The 22,817-nt window shown below is 54.7% G+C and carries 20 protein-coding genes; 4 read left to right on the forward strand and 16 right to left on the reverse strand.

The annotated features are described in order from the left end of the window. Positions 1 to 28 precede the first annotated feature (28 nt). The 13 genes from OR1_RS01540 to OR1_RS01600 all read right to left on the reverse strand — a co-directional run bounded on the left by OR1_RS01540 (position 29) and on the right by OR1_RS01600 (position 14,990). A complete protein-coding gene (locus OR1_RS01540; RefSeq protein WP_041969487.1) occupies positions 29 to 538 on the reverse strand; it encodes a DUF4019 domain-containing protein in 510 nt (169 codons plus the stop codon). Positions 539 to 789: 251 nt separating this feature from the next. Beyond that, positions 790 to 3,060: a hypothetical protein gene (locus OR1_RS01545; RefSeq protein ID WP_041969488.1), complete on the reverse strand. Its 2,271-nt coding sequence runs from the start codon at positions 3,058 to 3,060 to the stop codon at positions 790 to 792. 33 nt (positions 3,061 to 3,093) lie between these two features. After that, positions 3,094 to 3,810, reverse strand: coding sequence for a hypothetical protein (locus tag OR1_RS01550; protein ID WP_041969489.1), 717 nt, complete (start codon positions 3,808 to 3,810; stop codon positions 3,094 to 3,096). 15 nt (positions 3,811 to 3,825) lie between these two features. Then, positions 3,826 to 5,037: a hypothetical protein gene (locus OR1_RS01555; protein ID WP_041969490.1), complete on the reverse strand. Its 1,212-nt coding sequence runs from the start codon at positions 5,035 to 5,037 to the stop codon at positions 3,826 to 3,828. Positions 5,038 to 5,341: 304 nt separating this feature from the next. Beyond that, the gene (locus tag OR1_RS01560) at positions 5,342 to 6,241 is read right to left on the reverse strand and encodes a cation diffusion facilitator family transporter (RefSeq protein WP_041969491.1); all 900 of its coding nucleotides are present in this window, start codon (positions 6,239 to 6,241) and stop codon (positions 5,342 to 5,344) included. Further along, positions 6,241 to 7,956: a single-stranded-DNA-specific exonuclease RecJ gene (gene recJ, locus OR1_RS01565; protein WP_041969492.1), complete on the reverse strand. Its 1,716-nt coding sequence runs from the start codon at positions 7,954 to 7,956 to the stop codon at positions 6,241 to 6,243. The genes OR1_RS01560 and recJ overlap by 1 nt, the downstream gene beginning before the upstream one ends. A 174-nt stretch (positions 7,957 to 8,130) precedes the next feature. Then, positions 8,131 to 8,712: a tetratricopeptide repeat protein gene (locus tag OR1_RS01570; protein ID WP_041969493.1), complete on the reverse strand. Its 582-nt coding sequence runs from the start codon at positions 8,710 to 8,712 to the stop codon at positions 8,131 to 8,133. Between the two features lie 16 nt (positions 8,713 to 8,728). Then, positions 8,729 to 9,646, reverse strand: a complete 918-nt coding sequence (gene secF / locus OR1_RS01575; RefSeq protein ID WP_041969494.1) for a protein translocase subunit SecF — start codon at positions 9,644 to 9,646, stop codon at positions 8,729 to 8,731. Positions 9,647 to 9,660: 14 nt separating this feature from the next. Next, the gene (gene secD, locus OR1_RS01580) at positions 9,661 to 11,262 is read right to left on the reverse strand and encodes a protein translocase subunit SecD (RefSeq protein WP_041969495.1); all 1,602 of its coding nucleotides are present in this window, start codon (positions 11,260 to 11,262) and stop codon (positions 9,661 to 9,663) included. Between the two features lie 31 nt (positions 11,263 to 11,293). Beyond that, on the reverse strand, positions 11,294 to 11,617 hold the full coding sequence (gene yajC, locus OR1_RS01585; RefSeq protein ID WP_041969496.1) for a preprotein translocase subunit YajC: 324 nt from the start codon (positions 11,615 to 11,617) through the stop codon (positions 11,294 to 11,296). Between the two features lie 82 nt (positions 11,618 to 11,699). Then, entirely contained in the window at positions 11,700 to 12,821 is a 1,122-nt protein-coding gene (tgt, locus tag OR1_RS01590; protein ID WP_041969497.1) for a tRNA guanosine(34) transglycosylase Tgt, read from the reverse strand. Between the two features lie 21 nt (positions 12,822 to 12,842). After that, positions 12,843 to 13,874 (reverse strand): tRNA preQ1(34) S-adenosylmethionine ribosyltransferase-isomerase QueA, encoded by a 1,032-nt coding sequence (gene queA, locus OR1_RS01595; protein WP_041969498.1) that lies wholly within the window; start codon positions 13,872 to 13,874, stop codon positions 12,843 to 12,845. Between the two features lie 3 nt (positions 13,875 to 13,877). Then, positions 13,878 to 14,990 (reverse strand): SpoIID/LytB domain-containing protein, encoded by a 1,113-nt coding sequence (locus OR1_RS01600; RefSeq protein WP_370543315.1) that lies wholly within the window; start codon positions 14,988 to 14,990, stop codon positions 13,878 to 13,880. A 373-nt stretch (positions 14,991 to 15,363) separates the two neighbouring features. Here OR1_RS01600 and OR1_RS01605 point away from each other — a divergent pair, with 373 nt between their 5' ends. From OR1_RS01605 to OR1_RS01620, 4 genes are all read left to right on the forward strand, one after another. Then, positions 15,364 to 17,451 carry an HD domain-containing phosphohydrolase gene (locus OR1_RS01605; RefSeq protein ID WP_041969499.1) on the forward strand — a complete coding sequence of 696 codons (2,088 nt, stop codon included), beginning with the start codon at positions 15,364 to 15,366 and terminating at the stop codon, positions 17,449 to 17,451. Between the two features lie 105 nt (positions 17,452 to 17,556). Next, the gene (locus OR1_RS01610; RefSeq protein WP_041969500.1) at positions 17,557 to 18,510 is read left to right on the forward strand and encodes an ABC transporter ATP-binding protein; all 954 of its coding nucleotides are present in this window, start codon (positions 17,557 to 17,559) and stop codon (positions 18,508 to 18,510) included. After that, positions 18,507 to 19,481, forward strand: coding sequence for an ABC transporter ATP-binding protein (locus OR1_RS01615; protein WP_041969501.1), 975 nt, complete (start codon positions 18,507 to 18,509; stop codon positions 19,479 to 19,481). The genes OR1_RS01610 and OR1_RS01615 overlap by 4 nt, the downstream gene beginning before the upstream one ends. A gap of 80 nt (positions 19,482 to 19,561) precedes the next feature. Beyond that, entirely contained in the window at positions 19,562 to 19,837 is a 276-nt protein-coding gene (locus OR1_RS01620) for a helix-turn-helix transcriptional regulator (protein ID WP_041969502.1), read from the forward strand. Positions 19,838 to 19,899: 62 nt separating this feature from the next. On the opposite strand, the gene OR1_RS01625 is transcribed toward OR1_RS01620, so the two are convergent. From OR1_RS01625 to bioF, 3 genes are read right to left on the reverse strand one after another with little or no spacing between them, the layout of a single operon-like run. Then, complete coding sequence (locus tag OR1_RS01625; protein WP_041969503.1) at positions 19,900 to 20,736, reverse strand: methyltransferase domain-containing protein; 837 nt, start codon at positions 20,734 to 20,736, stop codon at positions 19,900 to 19,902. Beyond that, entirely contained in the window at positions 20,723 to 21,550 is an 828-nt protein-coding gene (locus tag OR1_RS01630; protein WP_041969504.1) for an alpha/beta fold hydrolase, read from the reverse strand. Before OR1_RS01630 ends, OR1_RS01625 begins: the two co-directional genes overlap by 14 nt. Next, the gene (gene bioF, locus OR1_RS01635; RefSeq protein WP_041969581.1) at positions 21,550 to 22,725 is read right to left on the reverse strand and encodes an 8-amino-7-oxononanoate synthase; all 1,176 of its coding nucleotides are present in this window, start codon (positions 22,723 to 22,725) and stop codon (positions 21,550 to 21,552) included. The genes OR1_RS01630 and bioF overlap by 1 nt, the downstream gene beginning before the upstream one ends. Positions 22,726 to 22,817: the final 92 nt, after the last annotated feature.

Raw genomic sequence — 22,817 nt, forward strand, 5'->3', positions numbered from 1 at the left:
CTCTAAGCCGGTCAAACCAGCACATGGGCTACTTCTTCAACTCATCATGCTGATTTAATCCGGCCAGCTCCATTTTACCACTCTGAGAGCGGGCAAACGTCAGGCGATAATCAGTTTTGTAGAGATCGTTCTCAACCCGGTATTGTAAGACATAGCCATTGCCGGGGAGTGTTCCGACGCTGATTTGCTGCGGATTTTTGAGCACACCCACTCTCTTCCGGGTATCTTGAAATTTTGCGACAAATTGATCCTCACTGCCGATTTGTTTGAACCCCGCAGCAGCGTCCCTGTAGAGGGCAGGGAAATCACCTGATTCCAGTAAGGCAAGCACGCGAACAGCTGCTGCTTGGGCATCGGCCTTATCCTGATTCGAAGCAATCCCTGGTTTAACCTGAACAGTGGCGGGTGCAGTTTGCGCGGCTTTTTCCTGTGGAGAGCCCGTGCTCGTGGCAGGTGCTTCCTGTTTGGACTTGCAACCGTTTAACGAGAGCATGACAAACAGCAAGACAGCAGTTTTGCTACAGAATATGTTCTTCATTTCTAACTCCATAAATCAGGGTGATATAACACTCATACCGGGTCGCTATGTCTCAACAGAGCACAAACAAGCCTGTTGAGGCGCTCCGAATAATAACAACAAGGTTTTGCTGCCGTCAACGGTAATAATCGCTGAAATAGTGAAGGGTAATGCTGGATTTCCTCAAAAAAAGACCGGCACCTGGGTGCCGGCCTTCAAAGCATGTTCAGCACTGTGGAGAGGGTGATACCCTCTCCACATTACGACTAGGATTAGTAAGTTACAGGACGTACAATAGCTTTGACAGGGCCGTGATCGCCCTTGCCTCGTGCGGCGTCGTGGTCTTCGCAGGCGCCCCAGGTATCGAGCAGTTCTGTTGCTGCTCCACCTGCGCCGGTAACGGAAGGACCGCGCAGAGCAGATGTAGCTGCAGTTGCCCCACCAAGGGTGTAGCAGCCAGCTCCGGCAGAAGCAGTAGGTGCAACGCTGTGGTTAGCAGCATTGAATACGGTACCGGTAGTCTGGTTCCAGGCCTTCTGCTCCCAGTTGGTGTCGTTTGATACACCGCCGGTGACGTAAGTGTAGGCAGGACCGGTTGCAGTGTTGACCGGTACTACGGAGCCACCGGTAATGCCACCCAGAGTACCAGGGACGTGCATGGCGTTACCAAGACCGGGCAGGAAGCGCTGAATCTTGACAGTGTTGCCCATACCGTCGACGTAAGCGCCGCCTTTTACAGAAGCATCAGCAGTCTGAGTTGTCGTGTTCTGGTTATTGGCGGAACCGTGGATACCGCCGAACGCGTTGCCAATACCGGAGTTGTGGCAGTTGGCGCACTGGATGCCGAAGATGTTGCCGAAGTCAGGATTCTGCTCGCCGGCGTAAGTAGCTGGTGAGGAGTATTTGCTGATCGGGCCCAAGAAGCGGCTGACGAACTGGGTGCCGTCAGTTGCCGTGCCTGTTGTGTAGCCGTTGAACGGTATGGTGTTACCGATGCCGTTGCAGCGACCTGCCGAATCATATTCGCCTGCATGTGGCTGGCCGATGGAGCCAGGAGTGTTGCTGCCGAGACCGGTACCGATATAGATGCTGCCGTACTTGTTGTAGGAGTGGCAGTTGTAGCAGACCAGGAAGGCACCGTTCGGGTTGGTGTAGGTAACGACATTGTTACTGTCGGTGGTGAATGCGTTCTGGGTATGGCGCTGGTCGGTACCGATGCTGTTACGCAGCAGGTACTCGTTGTTGGAGCCGTGGGCACCGATTGCTACAGTGTTCAGCTGACCGGCAGCGTTGGTAGCAACGCCTGCTTTCCACTGACCGACGGTGTGGCAGTCGCCGCAATGGAGGGTCGAGTCGTCGCCCAGTGTTGCAGCGCCGGTACGCGGGGCTGCTTCGCCGCCTGCGTTCTCAAGCGGGGTGTAGAGCTGGTTGAAGTTGCCGGCGTCGAAGATAGTGGAACGCGTACCCTGCAGAAGTGCCGACGAGTTCTGGGCAAAGGTAGCAGGAGATGCGATCTGGCGTGAGCCGGCTGCCCGGGTACGGCCGGTGTAGCGCGGGCCTTTTACAGCATGGTGCGAGTTGTTGGATGTGTTGAACTGGCTGCTGGCATCAACAACGGCCGGACGCTGCATCTTGTCGTAACGGTTGGAGATGGTATCGCCGAACGGGTTGCTTGCAGAGGCGGTTTTGCCGGCTGCAGGGATCATAATAGCACGGATTGCAGCACTCTGTGGAGAAGTTGCACCGTTGGCATCATGGCAGCTCATGCAGTAGTTGTCCATGGTGGTATGGTTCGGAGCGTCCGGGTTCCACTCCATGTCGGCATCGGTATCGGCGTTACGCAGGTGGGTATTGCCGTTAGCCATGTGATAGGCGGGGTTAACAACAATTGCCCCACCTTCTGCCATACCTTCGAGGTGGCAGGCGGCGCAGTGGGCATCCTGCAGATTGACACCCGTTACATGGTGTGACCACTTGGAGAATTCGCCGACAACGGCACGTACGCCGTTATTATCGGCTGTGCCAGCTCCATGACGCGGGCCTGTAATCACTGCGGCATGGCATTCAATGCACTTTTTACCTGTTGCCTTGGCACCGTGAACATCGCCGCGCGGATTGGCCACGGGATCGGTGTGGCATCTGGCGCATTGAGACGCAAAGCCCTGGGTTTTGGCCAGCGTGAAGAGATCGGTAAGGTCGTTGCCACCGGTATATTTAGGGATGTGACAGGAGATACACCTGTCAGCGGCCAACGGGTCAGGAAACGGGATCGGACCGGCACCGTTGTGATTGGCTCCGCCGCCATGGCACCCCTGGCATCCAGCGTGTTCACTATTGTGTGCCGAGGGAATAAATTGTTCAACAATATTGGCACCTGTTTTCGGATCAAGGGTGGCTACGTGGCAAACCCGGCAAGTGCCTTCCCCAACTTTCGCCACACCCCCGGTATCGCTCCCTCTGTTGTCCGAACCGCAACCGCTTAAGGCCGCCGCTGACAGCATTAATGCAAGCATTGCTGAATACGTGAAGATTTTTCTACTCATTCTGATTCCTCCTTGCGTTATAGTTTGATTCTATCAATAGGTTCCCGGCAGATGACACTTGCGGCACATCTTGCCGTCGGTCCGTTCCCTGAAATTGCCGGCTTTCCAACTCTTCGGGTGCGGCCTGACCCCCCCACCGGTTGCGTGGCACTTGACACAAACATCACCTTCCGGGTGGCAGGATGCACACGACTGCAGATTGCGCCGTGCCTCGGACGCATGCTCGCTTGTGAAAATATAGGCCGATTGGCGCTGAGGTCCACCCGGCACCACGCCGCCGCCGCTCATCAGATGCGACTTGATCCTCATCCCCCCTACGGGGAATCGGGAGTGGCACTCGTTGCAGTACTTCTGGTCATGACAGCGCTTGCACGACTGCGGGTTGTCCAAGGCCTTGATCGGATGGAGGCTCATGAAATCGCTGCGATGGCTCTTGGGTATGTAATTCAGCCGTGCTGCATCTTTTTCGAGACTCGCATCTATTCCGCCGCCGGAGTGGCAGTCAAGACAGAACGACTGCTTGTGGCACTGCTCGCAGTTATGGCCTGCGCGGCTTGCCATGGTCCGGTGTTCACGAACCCAGTCCAGTCCATGGTTGGGGGCCACCCCTTCGCCCTTGTGGCAGTCGTTGCATTCAGTGATCTTCATTTCAGCATATTCGCTGTGTGACTGCTTTTTTTGCGCCACTGCCTGCTGTACGTACAAGACAGACAGAACGCCGATGAAAACAAGAAAACAAAACTTCCTCACAGGTGCACCCCCTTTCTAGAAGTCGTAGTCGAACGCCAGACGACCGCTGACATTTTCCTTAAAATGGACGTTGACATCATTCTGGATTCGACCCGAAACCGCCATATTTTTGGTAATCTTATATTTGCCGCCCAGCCAGTAACGCCGGGCGATCTCATCATTGGTCAGACTGTCACGCTGGTAAACATCATAATTGATGCCGCCGGAAAGTTCGGCGTCCTTATTCAATTCATACGATACGTCAGCTATGACGCCATCGGCATCGCCGTAATAACCCTTGCGTTTGTCATATTCGGCACCCAGTTTCAGGTGCTCAATCGGCCGGACTGCGATCCCTACGTGATAAACATCCGCTGCCGCACCTTCATCATACAGCTGGCGGTTGTAGCCGACATTCGCGGAAACCATCTCATTGAAGTTATAATCAACCCGGAATATCCCTTCCTGATAACGGTCTACAGCAAACACGGAGTAGATGGATGTGTAGTCAAAGGTTGGATAGCTCTGGAACCATTCTGCGGTGAATATCAGGTTGGTCATCGGGAAGTATTTTACACCTGCCTGAACCTCGTTGAATGACTCGGTCGCCAGGTCGAAGCGGGTATTACCGTAAAGCCTTATGCTGTTGAACAGGTACTGCTTGAAAGCTGCGCCGAGATGATCACGGGCGATGTCACCCTGATCCCATTTACGAAACCACGAGAGCTCTAGGTCGGTCTTCTGGAAACCGACCAGGTTGGCTGCAAGTCCCAATGCGGTATTGCCGCTGTTCCCGAGTTCGCCGGTTTCTCCGAAGATTACGTCTCTTCCGCCCATTACGGTAAAAGCCACCGGGCCTACATTCTTGAGAGTAACCTGGGCGCCGTCGATGATGGCAGACCCTGCTGCCATGTTTACAAACTGACGGCCCAACCTGAAGTCGATCTTGTCGAAGAGATCACGGTAGTCGCCGTAAAGGTAATACAGCCTTCCGCCCCCCCCTTCTCCGGCATTCAGATCCTGGTTTAACCTGCCGTAACCATAGATGTTGAATTTGCCTTCCTTGTCGATACTGGTAATTCCCAACCGCAGATACTCCGCAAGTAGAACCTGCCTGCGCTCGAGCAGTTCATTGTTGAAAAACATGAACTGGGTAGAACTTCTGCCGTGAATTTCAGCGCTGTAGCAGGCAGTTACAGAAACGGCGCCGAGAATCAACGTCAGCAAGAGTTTCCTGATAATCCCCATCAGTCGACCTCCTTTCTATTGAATTCATCATCTGCGACCATACTACCCCGCTGGAACCACCTCCTGTTCTGTATGGTCTGATTGCGATTTAGTTCTTATCGGCAGCCAGCTGGCTTTCTACAGGGCAGCGCGAAAAAAAGTTGTATGAATTAGTAATATTTTATTCCACAGGTTGATATACCATTAGGACCCTACAATTTCAACCAACCGCTAAAATTAATTCATTATTACTTTTTTGAAATTTTTTAATTGTAGACAACACCCGGAAATCACCGAGGTTTCGTGAGGAATGCTGCAATGCGGGCTATAAACGTATCAGGTCTTCATGTTCCTCTTCATGCGGATTAATATGGATCATCACATCGCCGACATTGGGGAACCGCTCGAAGATGAGCCTTTTGACCTCGGTGGCAATGTCGTGCGACTCTTTGACGGTCATCTCGGGGTCCATTTCGAGCTTGAGGTCAACGATGAGATACTGGCCGGAGCGACGACCCCGTATTTCGTGGACATGTTCGACTCCGGGAACCGACTCGGCGATTGCCGTTACCCCTGAAATCAGTTCCTCGGGCGGCTGGCCGTCCATCAGGTCATGCGCTGCGCTTCGGAACGTCTCCCAGCCGATATGAAAGATGAATAATGCTGTCAGACCGGCAGCGAGCGGGTCCAGCAAGACAATGCCGAAATATGCGCCGCCGACACCGATCAGGGTAGCGACCGATGTGAGGGCGTCTTTGCGGTGGTCTTTGGCAATTGCCTCGACTGCCGGGCTTTCAAGACGCTTCGACACGGTTCGGGAATACCTGAACAGGGTCTCTTTAATCACGATAGTCGCAAAGGCGGCAATGACCGCCATCAGCTGCGGTTCGGCATACTCCCGGTTGATGATGGTCGTTACGGCATTGTAAAGGATGCCGCCACCGGTGGCAAAGATCACCAGCGCGACCAGGACGGCAGAAATGCTCTCGGCCTTGCCGTGACCATAGGGGTGCTTGTCGTCGAACGGCTTGCGGCCGATCTTGAGTGCGATTATGGTTGAGAGGATGGCGATGAAGTCGCAGCCGCTCTCGACCCCGTCGGCAAATACCGCTTCCGAGTTGCCGAAATGCCCGGCCAGAAGTTTCATCACCATAAGGAAGGCGTTTATCCAGAAGCCGACCTTTATTACCCGGTCGGCCCGGGCAAAACGTTCGTCTCTATCCATTACCCGCTCTCCCTGAAATCCTTAAGCCGAAGCTGCAGACAGGTCCTGCCGTTCCAGACATTCACCTGCAGCTGGGCAGCAATGTCCAGACGTTCCGGCACGCTTCGGCCGGCCATGCCGAAACCAACCGCATCAATGCGCTGCCCGGCTACTTCGAGAACCAGCTTGAGGTGCGAGCCTTTTAAAACCTTTGTCGCAGATACCCGCAAGTCCCGGAGCAGAAAAAGCGGCTCAGGATTCCCCATCCCGAAAGGATATAGCGCCGCAAGGCTCTGCGCCAGGTCGAGCGTCAAATCCTCCGGAGCAAGCACGGCGTCAATCAGAAGCTCCGGGACCAGGTCATCCTCGGATAGCTCGCCTGCCGCCACCTGATCGAATCTTTCAACGAATGACGACAGGGTCGACTCGTCTATGGATAACCCGGCAGCCTGACGGTGACCTCCAAATTTTACCAGATGATCGGCAGATGCGTGCAGCGCCCGGTAAAGATGGAAACCGGGGATGCTGCGCCCCGAACCACGGCCGACACCCTCCTGCAATGCAATCAGGATGGTGGGGCGATGATAGAGATCGACGATGCGTGACGCAACAATGCCGATGACCCCGGGATGCCACTCTTCCGAGGCAAGCACGATACTGCTCCGTGATGACATCCCGGAAGAGTCGCCGATCATTGCAACGGCGCTCCTAAGGATCTCCTTCTCTATTGCCTGGCGCTCTGAATTGCCGGCATCCAGTTCCGCAGCTATCCGCCGGGCAGCGTGGATATCGTCGGAGAGCAGGAGCTCGACGCCGAGAGCGGCATCTTCCAGCCGTCCCGCGGCATTCAGGCGCGGCGCAAGCCGAAACCCTACCGAACTGCAGCTGACCTCTCCCGCTACGGCTGAAACCTCTTTGAGCGCAATGATTCCGGCGCGTGTCGAAGTTTCAATGGCCTTAAGTCCAAACCTGGCCAGAGTCCGGTTCTCGTCCTGGAGCGAAACAACGTCGGCGATGGTGCCGAGAGCGACGAGATCGAAGTATTCACGCAGATCCGGTTCCGGGGAGTCCTTGAATGCGCCATCTTCACGAAGCCGCCGGCGCAGCGCCATCAGCAGGTTGAAGGCGACACCTACTCCGGCAATCCCTTTGAAAGGGAAGCTGCAGTCAGGCCGTTGCGGGTTTATTACCGCATAGGCTTCCGGCAGGGCATCACCGGGAGTGTGGTGATCGGTAATTATCAGGTCAATCCCGAGTGTCGCAGCCAGCCGCGCCTCATCCACGGCGGTCGTCCCGCAATCAACGGAAACCACGACTTTTGCCCCATGGGAAGCGACAAAGGAAATGCCGTCGCAGGAAAGACCGTAGCCCTCCTCGAGTCTGCGAGGGATATGATAGAAGCATGAGATGCCGGCTGCGCGGAAAAACGAGATCAGAAGAGCGACCGAGGTTATGCCGTCGACATCGTAGTCACCGTAGACGCAGACCGGATCGCCGTTGCTGCGGGCAGCGACAAGCCTCTCTACGGCCCGGTCCATGCCGGCCAGCAACATCGGCTCATGCAGTGCTGACAAAGACGGGGAAAGATATGCCGTTGCCGACTCGGAACTTGTGATTCCCCGATTGACCAGTACCCTGGCAATGTACGGAGAAAGGGATTTCTCCCGGACCAGAAGCCCGATTGCGTCTTCATCGGCTGTCCTTATTGTCCATCGTTTCTTCGTAACCGGCTGCACAATAACCTCGAAAAAGAAACCCCGCTCAAGCGGGGTTTCTCTACTAGTCAATATTCAACGGAACAACGAAAAGCTGGAGTCAATGCATACAAAAACCGGACATGGGCCGCGGTCAACACATCGCAAGACCAATGCCTTGTAGATAATACAGCATTGCGAGCTATTGAAACGCTATCATTTCATCCCTTGCGACATCCCCTGCGGATTTGACTTGAGCTGTTCCATCATCCCTTTGACCTGCTGTGCCGTGGGGCTGGTGGAATCAATGGACAGGAACTTGTTCCATGCGGCAAGCGCCTTATCGGCCTGCTTCAGATCCGTGGCGTAGACAACACCGATATTCAACAGGCTCTGAGAATGCCGTGGATCGATCTGGTTCGCCTTTTCGAAGTTGGCGAGTGCCTTGTCATACCATCCCATCTTCCGGTACATGATCCCCTGGTCGGTCAGGATGTTGGGGTCTTTGGGATCGAGTTCCAGGGCCTTACCATAGGCAGTGATCGCCTTCTGGGCCTGGTCGGTGTCGAAATAATCGTTGCCGAGCTGAACCCATGCCTGGCGATTGGTCGGTTCTTTGGCGACCAGTTTTTCCGCCTCGGCTATCCGGGCCTGATAATCCGTGGGGCTTCCCGAACCCATCGGAATCGAGGACTGGGTCTGTTGGGCCTTTTCCGACTTGTTTGTGAAAATCATGTACCCGATGAGAAGTCCGGCGATAAGTGCAACTGCTGCTACAAGAATCTGTTCCTTGTTCAAAGTTATATCCTCCCTTTTATGCTTTGGCTTCGACCTTGTTCAGCGCCTTACCTTCCCACAGGGCAACGATCGGGCTGGCAACGAAAATGGATGAATAGGTTGCTACGACAATACCCACAACGAGCGCAAAGGCAAAATCGTGGATCACTTCGCCTCCGAACAGCAACAGCGAGATCGCAGCAAGAAACGTGGTGATCGAGGTAACAATCGTCCGTGACAGAACTTCATTGATACTCTTGTTGAAAACCGAGATTATCGGCTCCTTGAGGTTCTTGTGCATGTTTTCGCGGATCCGGTCAAAGACGACTACGGTGTCGGTCAGGGAATAGCCGGCGATGGTCAGGGCCGCAGTTATGAAGAGCAGGTTGAACTCCTTGCCGAAGATGAAAAAGACCGCGAACATGGCAAATACGTCATGCATGGTCGCAATGGTGGCGCCGACCCCGAACTTGAAATCGAACCGCCAGGCAATGTAGATGATGATTCCGAGCAACGAGATGGCAATGGCTATCAGCGTGTCGTTGCGGAGTTTGTCGCCAATGGACGGGCCGATCTCGGTGGAGCTTTCCACTGTGAACGGGTTGGCGGGAAACTCCTTCCGGAAGACATCCTGGATGGTGTCGGCAGCTTTGCCGGCCTCCAGCGTGGTCCTTCCTACCTTGACCAAAAGCTTGTTACCTTCCTTGATATCCTGGAGATTGGCCTCTTTCAGGTTGTGCTTGGCAAGCGCAGCCCTTGCCTGGTCCATGTGGACCGGCTGGGCGAACTTGAGCTGCACCGATGTCCCGCCGGAGAAATCGATCCCCATGTTTGCCGCGCCCCGCCAGATCTGAACCATGGCAATGATCCCGATTATGGTCATTATCCCGGAAACGATGAAAGAGATCTTCCTCATCGCAATGAAATCTATGTTTGTCTTCTTGATAAGTTCCATGTCTTTCCTCCCCCTTAAATACTCAGCTTCTTGACCCTGAGGCGGCTCAGGCAGAAGTCGAAGACCACCTTGGTAACCACCAGGGAGGTAAACAGGTTGATAATAATACCGAGGGACAGGGAAACGGCAAATCCCTTGACCGGGCCGGTACCGAACTGGAAGAGCACCGCAGCGGTAATAAGCGTGGTGACATGGGAGTCCATAATGGTCAGGAACGCCTTGTCATATCCGGAGTCTATCCCTGCGCCAGGGGTTTTGCCGAGGCGCAACTCCTCCCGTATCCTCTCGAAGATCAGGACGTTCGAGTCTACCGACATCCCGACCAGAAGCACGATAGCGGCAATGCCCGGGAGGGTGAGGGTCGCACCCAGAGCTGCCAGCGCCCCCATGAGGAATATGATGTTAAGCACCATCCCAAGGTTGGCGACAAGCCCCGAAGCCTTGTAGTAAACGGTCATGAACACAATTACCAGCAGCACGCCGATGAGACCGGCAATCAACCCCTTGTTGATGGAATCCTGGCCGAGGGAAGGACCGACAGTCACGTTCTGAATGATCTTTACCGGCGCCGGCAAAGAACCGGCACGCAGGACAATAGCGAGGTCGGCTGCTTCCTTCTCAGTGAACGAGCCTGATATCTGGGCGCTGCCGCCCGATATCCGTTCGCGGATTACCGGAGCCGAGTAAATATTGCTGTCCAGCACAATGGCAAATCTTTTCCCGACGTTGGCTGCGGTCACCTGGTCGAACAGGCGGGCTCCGGTGGAATTGAACTCGATCGCCACATAAGGCTGATTGAACTGCGAATCGATCCGGACCTGGGCATCGGTCAGCAGGTCACCGGTAATCATCGCTTTTCTTTTCACTACCAGCGGTATTTCGGAGACCGCGCCAGTGGTCTGGTCGACCTTTTTCTCCAGCAGCAGCTCATCATCTTCAGGAAGGGTTCCAGGGGTGGCGATGGCAGCATTGATGTTCTCATCCACCAGCTTGAACTCAAGACGTGCGGTCTTGCCGATCAGCTCGATAGCCCGTTTCGGGTCTTTGATACCCGGGAGCTGCACAACGATATGGTTGATGCCCTCACGCTGAATCGTCGGCTCAGAGACGCCAAACTGGTCGATCCGGTTCCGAATGGTCTCGAGAGCCTGGGATACTGCCTTGTCCTTGCGGTCCTGGGCCACCTTGTCGTTCATCCGGATCTGAAGATTGACAAATCCCCCCTCGTCTACAGGAGAGAGAAGCTCCATTTCCGGATACTTCTTCTTGATCTGCGCCTGGACGCTGTCCGCGGTCCCTTTATCATAAAGGGTGAGCTGGACCTTGTCAGGAGCCACCCGGCCGATACGCTTATACCGGAGGTTCTGGGCAGTAAGGGTATCTTCCAGATCAGTGGCGATCAGGTCAAGCGCACCTTCCACCGCCTTGACCGTATCCACCTCCAACACAAGGTGGGTCCCGCCCTGGAGATCCAGGCCCAGGTGGATCTTGTCGTTAGGCAGAATCCCTTTCCACCAGGACGGCAGTTTACTGACAAGGGTCGGAGTAATATAGACAAACGACAGCAGCAAAAATAGCAGAGTTAAAATAACGCGTGAGCCAAAACCTTTAGTCATACCGGTAATGCTCCTTTCGGATGAGTGCGAATCAGTCTTTTTTTACAACAGAAGCAATGTGCCCTTTGTTGAACTTGACGTTCACTCCGGAGGCAATTTCAAGGGTTATGACAGTTTCGTCCATTGCCGTCACTTTGCCGTGCATGCCGCCGGCAGTAACCACCTGGTCACCCTTCTTGAGGTTGTCGAGCAATGCCCGATGTTCTTTTGCCTTCTTCTGCTGGGGACGGATGAGCAGAAAATAGAAAATGGCAAACATCAGCACCAGCGGAACCAGATTCATAAGGGCGCTCTGCGGGCCGCCGGCAGGAGCGCCGCCTGGCGGTGTCCCCATTGCAAATGCTAATCCTAACATCGATATTACCTCCAATATATCTGGGATTATGGATTGAGGCCGGTTACCGGCAAACGGCAATTTTAAAGCCGCCTGACGGCAATTACTCCCCTTCTCCTGAATTCAGTCGTTTTGCGTAAAACTCCCGGCGGAAATCCGTAAACCTTCCTTCTCCGATGGCTCTTCTGGCCTGCGCCATCAAGTTCAGGTAAAAATGCAGATTATGCCAGGTATTGAGCCTGGATGACAGGATCTCACCCGCCCGGTAAAGATGGCGCAGATATGCCCGGCTGAAATTCCGGCAGACATAACAATCGCACTCCGGATCAACAGGTCCGGAGTCTTCCGCATAAACCGCACCCTTTATGTTGACTCGGCCAAAACTGGTAAAAAGCATGCCATTTCTGGCATTCCTGGTGGGCATAACGCAGTCGAACATGTCGTAACCGGCGTTGATCCCTTCCACCAGGTCTTCCGGGGTGCCGATCCCCATGACGTAACGGGGGGCGTCGGCAGGAAGGTACGGAGCAGTGAATCTCATCACGTCCAGCATCCGTTCCTTTTCCTCGCCAACTGATACCCCGCCCAAGGCATAACCGTCGAACGAGATCTCCCGGAGTTCATAGGCGCTCCGCGCGCGCAGATCCTCGAAAATCCCCCCCTGGACGATCCCGAAAAGTGCCAGGTCGTCCCTCTTCCTGGCATCACGGCACCGCCGCGCCCATCTGGTAGTCATCTCCAGGGAACGGCTGACATAGTTCCTGTCAGCGGGCGATGGCGGACATTCGTCGAAACACATCATGATGTCGCTGCCAAGGGCCTCCTGAACCTCTATCGACCGCTCGGGCGTCAACATGTGGTATGAACCGTCCAGATGCGACTGGAAGCGCACTCCCTCCTCGGTAATCTTGCGGAGCTCTCCGAGGCTGAACACCTGGAAACCGCCGCTGTCGGTAAGAATCGGTCCGTTCCATCCCATGAAGCTGTGCAGACCACCCATCCTGGAGATCAATTCATGTCCGGGCCTCAGATACAGGTGGTAGGTATTCCCGAGGATGATCTGCGCCCCTACCTGCAAAAGCTCGTCAGGGGTCATCGCCTTGACGGTCGCCTGGGTGCCTACCGGCATGAAGATCGGGGTATCGATGGTCCCGTGAGAGGTTTTCAAAGAGCCTAGACGCGCCGGGCCGTCCTGCTTGATAAGCTTGAAAGATATGGCTGCCAAGAAAACCTTCGTACTCTGAATTCAGTAAATGAACATGGCATCACCATAGCTGTAAAACCGGTACCCGCGTTTTACCGCTTCGGCGTATGCCTGAAAAAGCCTCTCCTTACCTGCAAATGCCGAGACCAGCATCAACAGGGTCGATTTGGGGAGGTGAAAATTTGTTATAAGCGCGTCCACCACTCTGAACCGGTAACCGGGAGTAATGAAGATATCGGCATCCCGCTCCCCTGCCATCACCGTGCCGTCGTCGCATGCTGCGTGTTCCAGTGCTCTGGCGGTTGTTGTGCCGAGGGCGATCACTCTCCCTCCGTTACGCCGGGTGGCAAAGATTTTTTCCGCGGTGGCCTGTGGAATAATATAGCGCTCCCGGTGCATACGGTGCTGGCTCAGGTCATCGCACCGTACCGGCAGGAACGTCCCCAAACCCACATGAAGTGTCAAGGGTGCAATGGCGACACCACCTCGCCCCACCTCTGCCAGGAGTTCTTCGGTAAAGTGCAAACCTGCTGTCGGGGCTGCTACTGCCCCACTGGCAGCGGCAAAGACCGTCTGATATCGATCGCGGTCCTTTTGATCCGCCTGGCGCCTTATGTACGGAGGAAGCGGCACCATGCCGTGGCAATCAAGCCATTCCCGGAATAAATCGGGCCGGTCAAAATCAATCTGCCAGCACTCGTCATTTACCCTTCCGGCTACAGACGCCGTCATCCCTCCGCTAAAGAATATCCGCACGCCGGGCCGGGGAGGTTTCGAACATCTTAGCATCGCCTCCCAGATTTCGCCGGGAAACTCCAGGCGGCGGACTAAAAACACTTCGACCTTGCCGCCGCTCTCTTTGCACCCGAACAACCTTGCCGGGATAACCCGGGTATCGTTGAGGACCAGCAGGTCTCCCTGCCGGAACAAACGCGTGATCAAGCCGAAGGATGTGTCCCCGACCTCGCCGCTGACGCGGTTCAAGGTCATGAGCCTGGAGGCGTCGCGCTTTTCGGTAGCTTCCTGGGCAATCAGCTCCGTAGGGAGTTCGTAGTCAAAATCAGCAAGCTGCATCGATCAATCAACGGCCAACGCCGTAAGCCTTGTGCCGGGGTAGTAGTAAGAAAGGATCTCCCGGTAATCGAAACCATCGGCAGCACGCTGCTTTGCCCCCCACTGGCACAAGCCGACGCCATGGCCATTGCCGGAACCGGAAAACAGAACGTCACCATCGTCGATACGCAGCTCGAAGTTCGTGCTCTTTATGATGCTGTAACCGAGCGCCTTGCGCAGGGCAACCCCTGAAACCGTCACCTTGCCGCGGGTGCCAAAGAGAGACAGTTCCGAAACCCTGCCACTTTTGTTACGAGAGCCGGGACGAATGTCCCGTAGCCCCGAGATATTGATCCCGGCCGCCTTCAGTTGTGTTTCCACCTTTCGCAGGGGAATTCTTTGTTCCCAACGGTAGGAGTTAACGTTCTGGCAGTATCGGCAAGCGACTCCCGGCAGGTAAGGAAGTTTATACCCCCAGACATTCTCAGATGCCTCGGTATGACCGCCACAGTTGGAATGATAAAACGCCTGTATGGTCGAGCCTCCGAAAGTAAGGACTTCTCCGGCAGTCTCCTTTACCCCTCTTGCAGCGCGGCTGTCTTCTATGTCACACCCTTCATAGACCTGGTCCATTACGGTCGATTCAAGATGATACGGCGCGTTTTTACGGGCATCTCGCTGAAAAATCGCATACGACCTTGCTATTACAGCCTGGGCCTTTATTGCTTCCATCGGCCACTGCGATGATATCTCGCAGTTTATCAGCCCGACCAGATAATCCTCCAGAGGGAGCTCGTTTATTACCTGGAGCCCTTTATCTGCGGCACTGATTTCTATGACACCGCGGTACCCTTTACCGTTTACGTTCACAAACACCGGCGCCGAAACCTTGAGGCCTCGCAGCACCGTCTCGTTTACAGAGATCCCGCCCCTGGTTTTTGCAATTTCGAGCGGGAACGAAAGCCGCAACGGCTCCCCTTTTTCATCGGTTGCCAGGATGCCGTTGCCGTCGAGTCTGACGCTTTCGACACCTCTGAAAAGTGCGACTCGTATCATTTCCTGACGAAAACCGCTGTTCCCCGCCGTCATTGACGGCAGCAGGATAACCAGGAATAAAATTGAGATTGTCAGGCGCAAATTCTTAACCTTTGCAAAAACTTAATGATGAAATCATACATCATCGATCAAAGTCAATTGTTTTTGTCCTTAATGAGAAGTCTTCTTGCAAGTTGGCCGACGTTTTGCTTTAATGAGAAAAATGACTCATGCCTGTTCATGGCGGCGGCAATGATATTTGGAGCAGCTTCTCTTGTCAAGGGTATCGGTTATTCGCAACGAATCCGCCATAAACATCGGCTTCCGGAAATCAAACTGCTTCTTGAAGGTTGCCGATCCCGGCAGCCCCTCTGCTAAAAAACACTCATAATACTGGCTTGTTAGCAAACATTAACCGCCAAATGACTTTTGACCGCTCTGCCAAAGCGAGAAACTTTTCAGGATACCGGTTGCAATGACTTCCCTTAAAACAAAAATATTCGGGATAATTACCATCATAGTGGTAACAATCGTCTCTGTTTCATCACTGGTGACCCTGAAACAGCAGAACGCCACTATCACCGGGATTGCGCAGCGCAACACCGCCATGCTCACCGAAACCATAAAGGGATCGATTACCGATGCCATGCTCTCCGGGCATTCAGGGGATATCCGCAAAATATTTTCCCAGATTTCGAATCAGAAACTGATAAAGACCCTCAGAATCATCGATGAATCCGGCAAGGTCCTGAACTCCGCCAATCCTGAAGAAATAGGCAAAACCGCTTTCAGCAGATCGCTGCTGGCCTATAAAAAAGGAATCACCGCTGCGGGAACATACCTCGGCGATAATGAGTTCGTCAGTATTTCGCCGATTCTGAATTCCCCGGCCTGCCTAGAGTGCCATGATCGCTCGGTAAAAGTGCTGGGGCTGCTCGAAATTGAAACGCCGACCGATTATCTCAAAGGTTTCCTGTCAACCACGAAGCGAGAAACCATCTTTACCGCTGCAATCATCATTCTGCTGCAACTTGTTTCCATCTTCTTCTTTTTGGTCATCTACCTCGATACCCCGCTTAAATCGCTTCTCTTTTCCATGCAACAGATTGAAGAAGGGAAATTTGTCACTTCTCCTATCTGCACCAGCAGCAGGGAGATGCATACCTTGTCACGTCAGTTCAATCGCATGGTAAAGCGTCTGCAGATACTGATGGATTCTGCGGTGAAAAATGAAGGCGAGCTGGTCAGGACACAGGAAAAGCTGGCTCATCACATGGAAATTCACCTTATGAACGAGCAGCTTGAAGAACAGCTCAGGGAGATCGAATCGCTCAACATCTCGCTTAAAGAGCGGATCGAAGAGATCGAAGAAGCAAATTACAAGATTGCCGACCTTGCCGGTGAACTGGAAGACAAGAACACAACCCTGGAACAAGCGGTAGCCCGGCTCTCGACCCTTCAGAAGGTCGGGTTGGGGATCAGCTCCACAATGGAGACGGCACCGCTCTTCGATCTTATTGTCAAGTCCACCATGGAGACCCTTCAGGGGGAAAAAGGGTTTATTACCCTCTATGAACCCGAATCCGATACCATTACCGTCTCAACGCTCCATGGGCATCATTACCACGGCGCAGAGCCGATCACAATGAACGCCCAAACACTGAACATCTGCTCGTGGGTTATTGCCAACAAGCTCCCGCTCCTTATCCCGGACCTGAATGAGTACCCTCAGTTCGGCAAGATCAGCCCTCTGGGGTTCGAGCAAAAATCGGTCATCTGCGTTCCGCTCCATGCAAGCGGCAATGTCATAGGCACCATCAATGTCGTCAATCGCATTGATCAATCGCCTTTTACCGGCGAAGACCTGGAGTTGCTCATCACCATTGGCAGCCAGGCCGACATTGCCATCAAAAATGCCTCACTGTACGAGGATCAGCAAAGAAACTACCTGAGCACGATACAGTCTCTTGTTTCGGCAATCGAAGCCAGCGACAGCTACACCCGCGGACATTCGGAACGAGTGACCAACTATTCCCTCATGCTGGCCAGAGGCCTGGAACTCTCCGCAGAACGGCTCTGCATAATAGAGAGGGCCGCAATACTGCATGATATCGGCAAGATCGGCATCGACCTTGCCATTCTGCACAAGCGCGGCGCCCTTACTCCGGCGGAGATTCTCCATCTCAGGGACCACCCTCTCATCGGAATGAGGATACTGGAACCGATTGGCTTTCTTCAGGATGTCCGAACCTGCATCGGTCAGCATCACGAGCGCTTTGACGGTGGGGGTTACCCGTATGGACATCCCGCAGATCTGCTGCTTCTCGAATCCAGGATTCTAGCCATTGCCGATGCCTTTGATGCCATGACCTCAGACCGCCCCTACCGCAATGCGATGCTTGTCGCTGAAGCCGTCCGGGAGCTGTACCGGAATGCCGGAACCCAGTTCGACCCGGAACTCGTCAATAAGTTCGTAGCTGAGCTCATTGCCGCAGGAATATGGGTGAAACCCGATATTCGGCCAACAGAGTTCTCTGAATCAATCTCAAACAGTATCGCATAATTATCAATCCCCAAACCGTTTGCAGCATCCTGACAATTCATGCTATAAAGCGGAAATATTCCTAGCCGTTTCAAATCCCAATTCCGATCATAGCCGGAGTATCAATTGCTAGAAGTCCGTGATCTCTCCGTTTGTATTAACTCAGCAGGACGTGAAGTCAGGGCGATCAAAAGTGTCAGTTTCAATGTCGCCGAAGGTGAAACCCTGGCAATAGTCGGTGAATCCGGCTGCGGGAAAAGCATGACTGCCCTTTCCCTGCTCAGGCTTCTCCCACCTGGAGGGAGAATTGACAGAGGTTCGATAACACTCGACGGCGTCGAGCTGACCACGCTCAGCGAGACCGAGATGCGCCGGATAAGAGGATCCCGGATCTCAATGATCTTTCAGGAGCCGATGACCTCGCTCAATCCGGTCCTTACCATTGGCGCGCAAGTTTCCGAAGGGCTCAGGCTCCATCGGGGTCTCAGCAAGCAGGAGGCGTTCAGGGAAAGCGTATCTTTGCTTCATCAGGTCGGAATACCTTCTCCTGAGGCAAGGTGCGGCGATTATCCGCACCAGCTTTCGGGCGGCATGCGCCAGAGAGTAATGATAGCTATGGCCCTTTCCTGCAAGCCGCTGATCCTGATTGCCGACGAACCGACTACGGCCCTGGATGTCACGATCCAGGCGCAAATACTCGATCTGCTTAACCAGGTAAAAAGAGAGAGCGGCATGGGGATGATCCTGATTTCCCATGATCTCGGCATAGTAGCCGAGAACGCTGCGAGGACCGCGATCATGTATGCGGGAACGATCGTCGAGTCCGCTTCCACGAAGGAACTGTTCGACAATCCGCTGCACCCCTATACCAAGGGGCTGTTGGACTCGCTCCCCCAAAAGGCAGCCCCTGGAATCAGACTGCCGACTATCCCCGGACAGGTTCCCGGTCTTGACAATGAAGTCAGGGGGTGCGGTTTCTGCGACCGCTGCCGTGACCCGGAGAAGGAATGCCGCATAGAACCCCCGCCGGTAAGGGAAACAGCCAACGGCCACATGGTCAGATGCTGGAAAAAGACATGACTGCACTGATCGAAACAAGAGCCGTCAGCAGGCATTTTATTTCCAGTTCAGGCCCATTCGGTGCCGGTAAACTGCTCATGGCCGTTGCGGATGTGAGCATTGCGCTTGCAGCTGGCGAAACCCTCGGAATTGCCGGGGAAACAGGATGCGGCAAGTCGACGCTGGCAAGAATCATGATGGGGCTGATCCCTCCCTCTTCCGGCCAGGTGCTCTACCGGGGCACCCCTCTGAACGAGATGTCGAAAGCGGGCCGGTCCGATTTCAGGAAATCGGTCCAGATGGTTTTTCAGGACCCATTCTCATCCCTGAACCCACGGATGCGCATCGGGGACATAATCGGCGAACCATTTGTCATCCACGGAATCGCTTCAGGAACAGCATTGAAGGAACGGGTCTCTGACCTCATTCTTCAGGTCGGTCTCCAGCCTGAACTCGCAAACAGATTCCCCCATGAATTCTCCGGGGGACAGCGCCAGAGAATAGGCATAGCCCGGGCACTGGCATCGGGACCGCAAGTGCTGATAGCCGACGAACCGGTCTCTGCCCTTGATCTTTCCATACAGGCCCAGATCATTAACCTGCTGATGGAGCTTAAAGAGGGCCATGGCCTTGCCCTCGCCTTCATAGCCCACGATCTCTCGGTCGTTCGTCATGTCAGCGACCGTATCGCAATCATGTACCTCGGCAGGATTGTGGAACTCGGCAGCAGGGATGAGGTCTTTTCCTCCTGCAGGCACCCTTACACCGAAGCCCTGATCTCGGCAATACCGAAGGTTCACCCCTCCGCTAAAACCGGTCGGATTGTGCTTGCCGGCGACGTCCCTTCACCCCTGGAGATCCCGACGGGATGCCCGTTCAGAAGCCGCTGCCGATACGCCCGAGAGCTGTGCCGGCATGAGCGCCCCACCCTGGAGGAAAAATCTCCCGGCCATTTTGCCGCATGTCATTTCAGCAATGAAATTTTTAGTTAACTCTTTTTATTGACAATTCTCATAAACAGCACTATACAAAAGCATTTACGGTTGGCTGACTCAGCAGGAGGGTTTCAAAAATGGAATTCGACAAAAGCAGGAACTTTGATTCTGAGGCTGAAATCTTCAAAGTGCTCGGTCACCCGATAAGGCTGAAAATAGTCGCAGGACTCTGCGCAAAAGAGTGCAATGTAAAACATATCTGGGAGTGTCTCGGACTACCTCAGGCCACCGTATCACAGCACCTGGCGCTGATGAAAAACAAGGGGATCATCGAGGGGAAGCGTGACGGGGTAGAAGTACATTACACGGTCGTGCACCCCTTGGCGAAAAAACTGATCGAAATTTTAACCTGAGCTTTTCCGGGTTATGGCCCGGAGAACAAATCCGTAGAATTCAGGAGCTCATCGCAGCGACATTATCCGGCGCTCCTGCCGGTGGCAGCACTCTTCTTCCTGACAACTCCGTAAATTACCTCGTAGGTAGCGGGAATTCTTCCGTCCCCACCGAATACCCTTTGATACTCTGCCATCATTCCCAGCATGACCCGGCGTTCCGACAACCCCCTTGAACTCCCGGGGGCGGCATTACCGGCTCCGATACGCCTGATTGAGCGCAGAAGGTGCGGGACATCCGGGTAATGGTCTACTTCCAGTTCCGAAACCAAGTACTCCAACTCAAGGCCGGCAACCGCCAGCGCAGTTGCCACATTATCCGAACTCTTGAATCTATGGGTTCGATCCGGAGATCCTTTCCCCTCTTTCGCCAAAGCAGCCCGGTATGAATCACGCAGCTCGAACAGGGTCTGCTCCCCGAACAGGGCGAAGCAGAAACGCCCCTCTGGCTGCAAAACCCGCCGCAGCTCCATAAATGCCGGTTCGAGTCTCTCAAGCCATTGAAATGTCGATGTCGAGAGCACCAGGTCGAACGATCCGTCGCTGAACGGCAGATGTTCGGCATCCGCAGTGACGAATTGCACCCGGCTGTTCCCGGCCAGCCTGTCACGGGCCGCCACCCCCATACCGAACGCCATATCGAGCCCCATCAATCGGGACTCCGCATAACGAGCGGCCATCCTTTGCAGAAGCGCACCGGTACCTGAACCGATATCGAGGATCAGGCCCGGGGAGATATCCGGCGGCAGCAACCGGACAATGCGATCGATCACCCTTTTTTGCACCACCGCGTGACGATCGTATTCATGTGCCTGGGCGTCAAAAGAGCGGCGCACCTTCAGTCGATCAATGCCCGGCATATACCCTCGCCAGAAAACCGCCGAGCAGGCGGTTGAATTCGTCCGGCTTCGACATGAACGGAGCATGGCCGCACCCGTCGATTATGCACAGCTCTGCGTTCCTGATCCTGGCCGCCATGAAACGAGAGGCATCCGGCAGACAGGTTGTATCCGCGGCCCCGTGAATCAGCAGCACAGGAATGCCGATTGCAGTCAGTATCTCCCGTTGATCGGACTCTGCCAGCGTCTCCAGCGCCCTCAACAAAATTGCTGATTCCGGCTGTCGCGAGGGGATAACGATCTCCTTGACCACCCGTTGGTTCTGTTCCTTTGTCATCTCCCCTTCGACAAACATCCTCCTGAAGAAATCACCCATGGTTTTCGACCGGTCTCGCTTGATCCGGAGCGCCATGCCGCGGACCTCGACCGGAGGCAACCCGAACTCGTACCCTTCTCCGGCGCTGAAGCGAGGCGTTCCACCTGTCAGCACCAGCGCCGAGAGCCTGCTGCCGGCCAGCCGGAAGGCCTCCAGAGCTACCTGGGCTCCCAGGGACCAGCCGATCAGCGTCGCATCGGCAAGGTTGAGATCAGCGAACAACTGCCCTATATCACCGGCAATGTCCGGCATCGACAATCCGGCATCTTCCGGTAGAACCGATTCTCCATGCCCTCTCAGATCGAGAGTAATTATCCTGTAGCCGGATTTGAATGCGTCGACCTGAAACTTCCATACGCGCCCGCTCATCCCCCAGCCATGGATAAAGACAAGGGGACGGCCGGCCCCGTGATCTTCGTAATGAATCGCTACGCCGTTTTCAGTGGTTATGAACGGCATTATTTAATCACTCCCAGCTGCCGCCCCACTCGGGTCAGCGCAACTGCGGCACCGGCAAGATCCTCCTCGGCATGGGTCGCCATGATGGTGCAGCGCAGCCGGCAGGTGCCGGCAGGTACTGTTGGCGGCCTGATCCCCTGCACGAAATAACCTTCATTCAAAAGCAATCGGGTATATTCCATTGTCAGCGCCGCATCTCCTACCATGATCGGCACAATCTGGGTCGAGCTCCCGGACAGTTCAAAACCTGCGGCAACGAGCCGTTCCCGAAACAGCGTGCAGTTTCTTTGCAGCCGGGTTCTCAATACAGCGCCCTCGTCGCCATCAACCAGATCGATGGCAGCCAGGGATGCGGCCACTACTGCCGGTGGCAGCGAGGTCGAAAAAATGAAGCTCCGCGAGGTATTCACCAGGTAGTCGATCAGCTCTTGCCTTGCTGCCGCATATGCCCCAAAGCTGCCGAGCGCCTTACCAAGCGTACCCATCTGGATATCCACATCTGCCGCAACCCCGTACAATTCGGCGCTTCCTCTTCCCCCCTCGCCCAGGACGCCGGTTCCATGGGCATCATCCACCATCAGCAGTGCCCCGAACTCCCGTTTAATCGAAACCAGCTCTTCAAGGCGGGCAATATCTCCATCCATACTGAAGACGCCGTCGGTTACTATCAATTTGCGCCCGTTATTGCCGCTCTTCCCCATAAGCCGTCTGAGGGCTGCGGGATCGTTGTGCGGATACCTGACCAGTCTTGCCCGGGAGAGCAATGCCCCGTCAAGGATGCTGGCGTGATTGAGGCGATCGGAATATACCGTATCACCCCTTCCCACCAGCGCCGGGATTATGCCGGTATTGGCCGCATAACCGGAGTTGAAGAGCAATGCCGCTTCCGTTCCCTTGAAACGTGCGATCCGCTTTTCGAGGGATTCGTGGAGTTCCATGTTGCCGGATACCAGCCGAGCTGCGCCGCTGCCGGTGCCGTAACGTTCAATCGCATTGATGGCGGCTTCTTTCAGCGCCGGATGGGTCGCAAGCCCCAGATAGTTGTTGGAGCAAAGCAGCAACAGTTGCCGGCCATTCATGGTGACCCGGCTCCCCTGCTCACTCTCCATGAGCCGAAGCTGCCGATAAAGTCCCTGGTCCTTCAACAGATCAAGCTCTCTCCGAAAACCTTGCAGCACGGCATTCTCCCTGTAACAGTATGGCAGTAAAGGTCAATACCTATCATAATGAAGCGTGCTGGTCAACCCTCACCGGAACAATGGTTGAC

Origin of the sequence: Geobacter sp. OR-1, from assembly GCF_000813145.1 — a bacterium.
Lineage (GTDB): Bacteria > Desulfobacterota > Desulfuromonadia > Geobacterales > DSM-12255 > Geoanaerobacter.

Excerpts from the sequence above, each read along its gene's own strand:
- OR1_RS01555 (WP_041969490.1), bottom strand. The coding sequence starts at position 5,037 with ATGGGGATTATCAGGAAACTCTTGCTGACGTTGATTCTCGGCGCCGTT.
- OR1_RS01560 (WP_041969491.1), bottom strand. The coding sequence starts at position 6,241 with ATGGATAGAGACGAACGTTTTGCCCGGGCCGACCGGGTAATAAAGGTC.
- OR1_RS01615 (WP_041969501.1), top strand. The coding sequence starts at position 18,507 with ATGACTGCACTGATCGAAACAAGAGCCGTCAGCAGGCATTTTATTTCC.
- OR1_RS01620 (WP_041969502.1), top strand. The coding sequence starts at position 19,562 with ATGGAATTCGACAAAAGCAGGAACTTTGATTCTGAGGCTGAAATCTTC.
- yajC (WP_041969496.1), bottom strand. The coding sequence starts at position 11,617 with ATGTTAGGATTAGCATTTGCAATGGGGACACCGCCAGGCGGCGCTCCT.
- secD (WP_041969495.1), bottom strand. The coding sequence starts at position 11,262 with ATGACTAAAGGTTTTGGCTCACGCGTTATTTTAACTCTGCTATTTTTG.
- queA (WP_041969498.1), bottom strand. The coding sequence starts at position 13,874 with ATGCAGCTTGCTGATTTTGACTACGAACTCCCTACGGAGCTGATTGCC.
- OR1_RS01630 (WP_041969504.1), bottom strand. The coding sequence starts at position 21,550 with ATGCCGTTCATAACCACTGAAAACGGCGTAGCGATTCATTACGAAGAT.
- OR1_RS01540 (WP_041969487.1), bottom strand. The coding sequence starts at position 538 with ATGAAGAACATATTCTGTAGCAAAACTGCTGTCTTGCTGTTTGTCATG.
- OR1_RS01625 (WP_041969503.1), bottom strand. The coding sequence starts at position 20,736 with ATGCCGGGCATTGATCGACTGAAGGTGCGCCGCTCTTTTGACGCCCAG.
- OR1_RS01545 (WP_041969488.1), bottom strand. The coding sequence starts at position 3,060 with ATGAGTAGAAAAATCTTCACGTATTCAGCAATGCTTGCATTAATGCTG.
- secF (WP_041969494.1), bottom strand. The coding sequence starts at position 9,646 with ATGGAACTTATCAAGAAGACAAACATAGATTTCATTGCGATGAGGAAG.
- OR1_RS01605 (WP_041969499.1), top strand. The coding sequence starts at position 15,364 with ATGACTTCCCTTAAAACAAAAATATTCGGGATAATTACCATCATAGTG.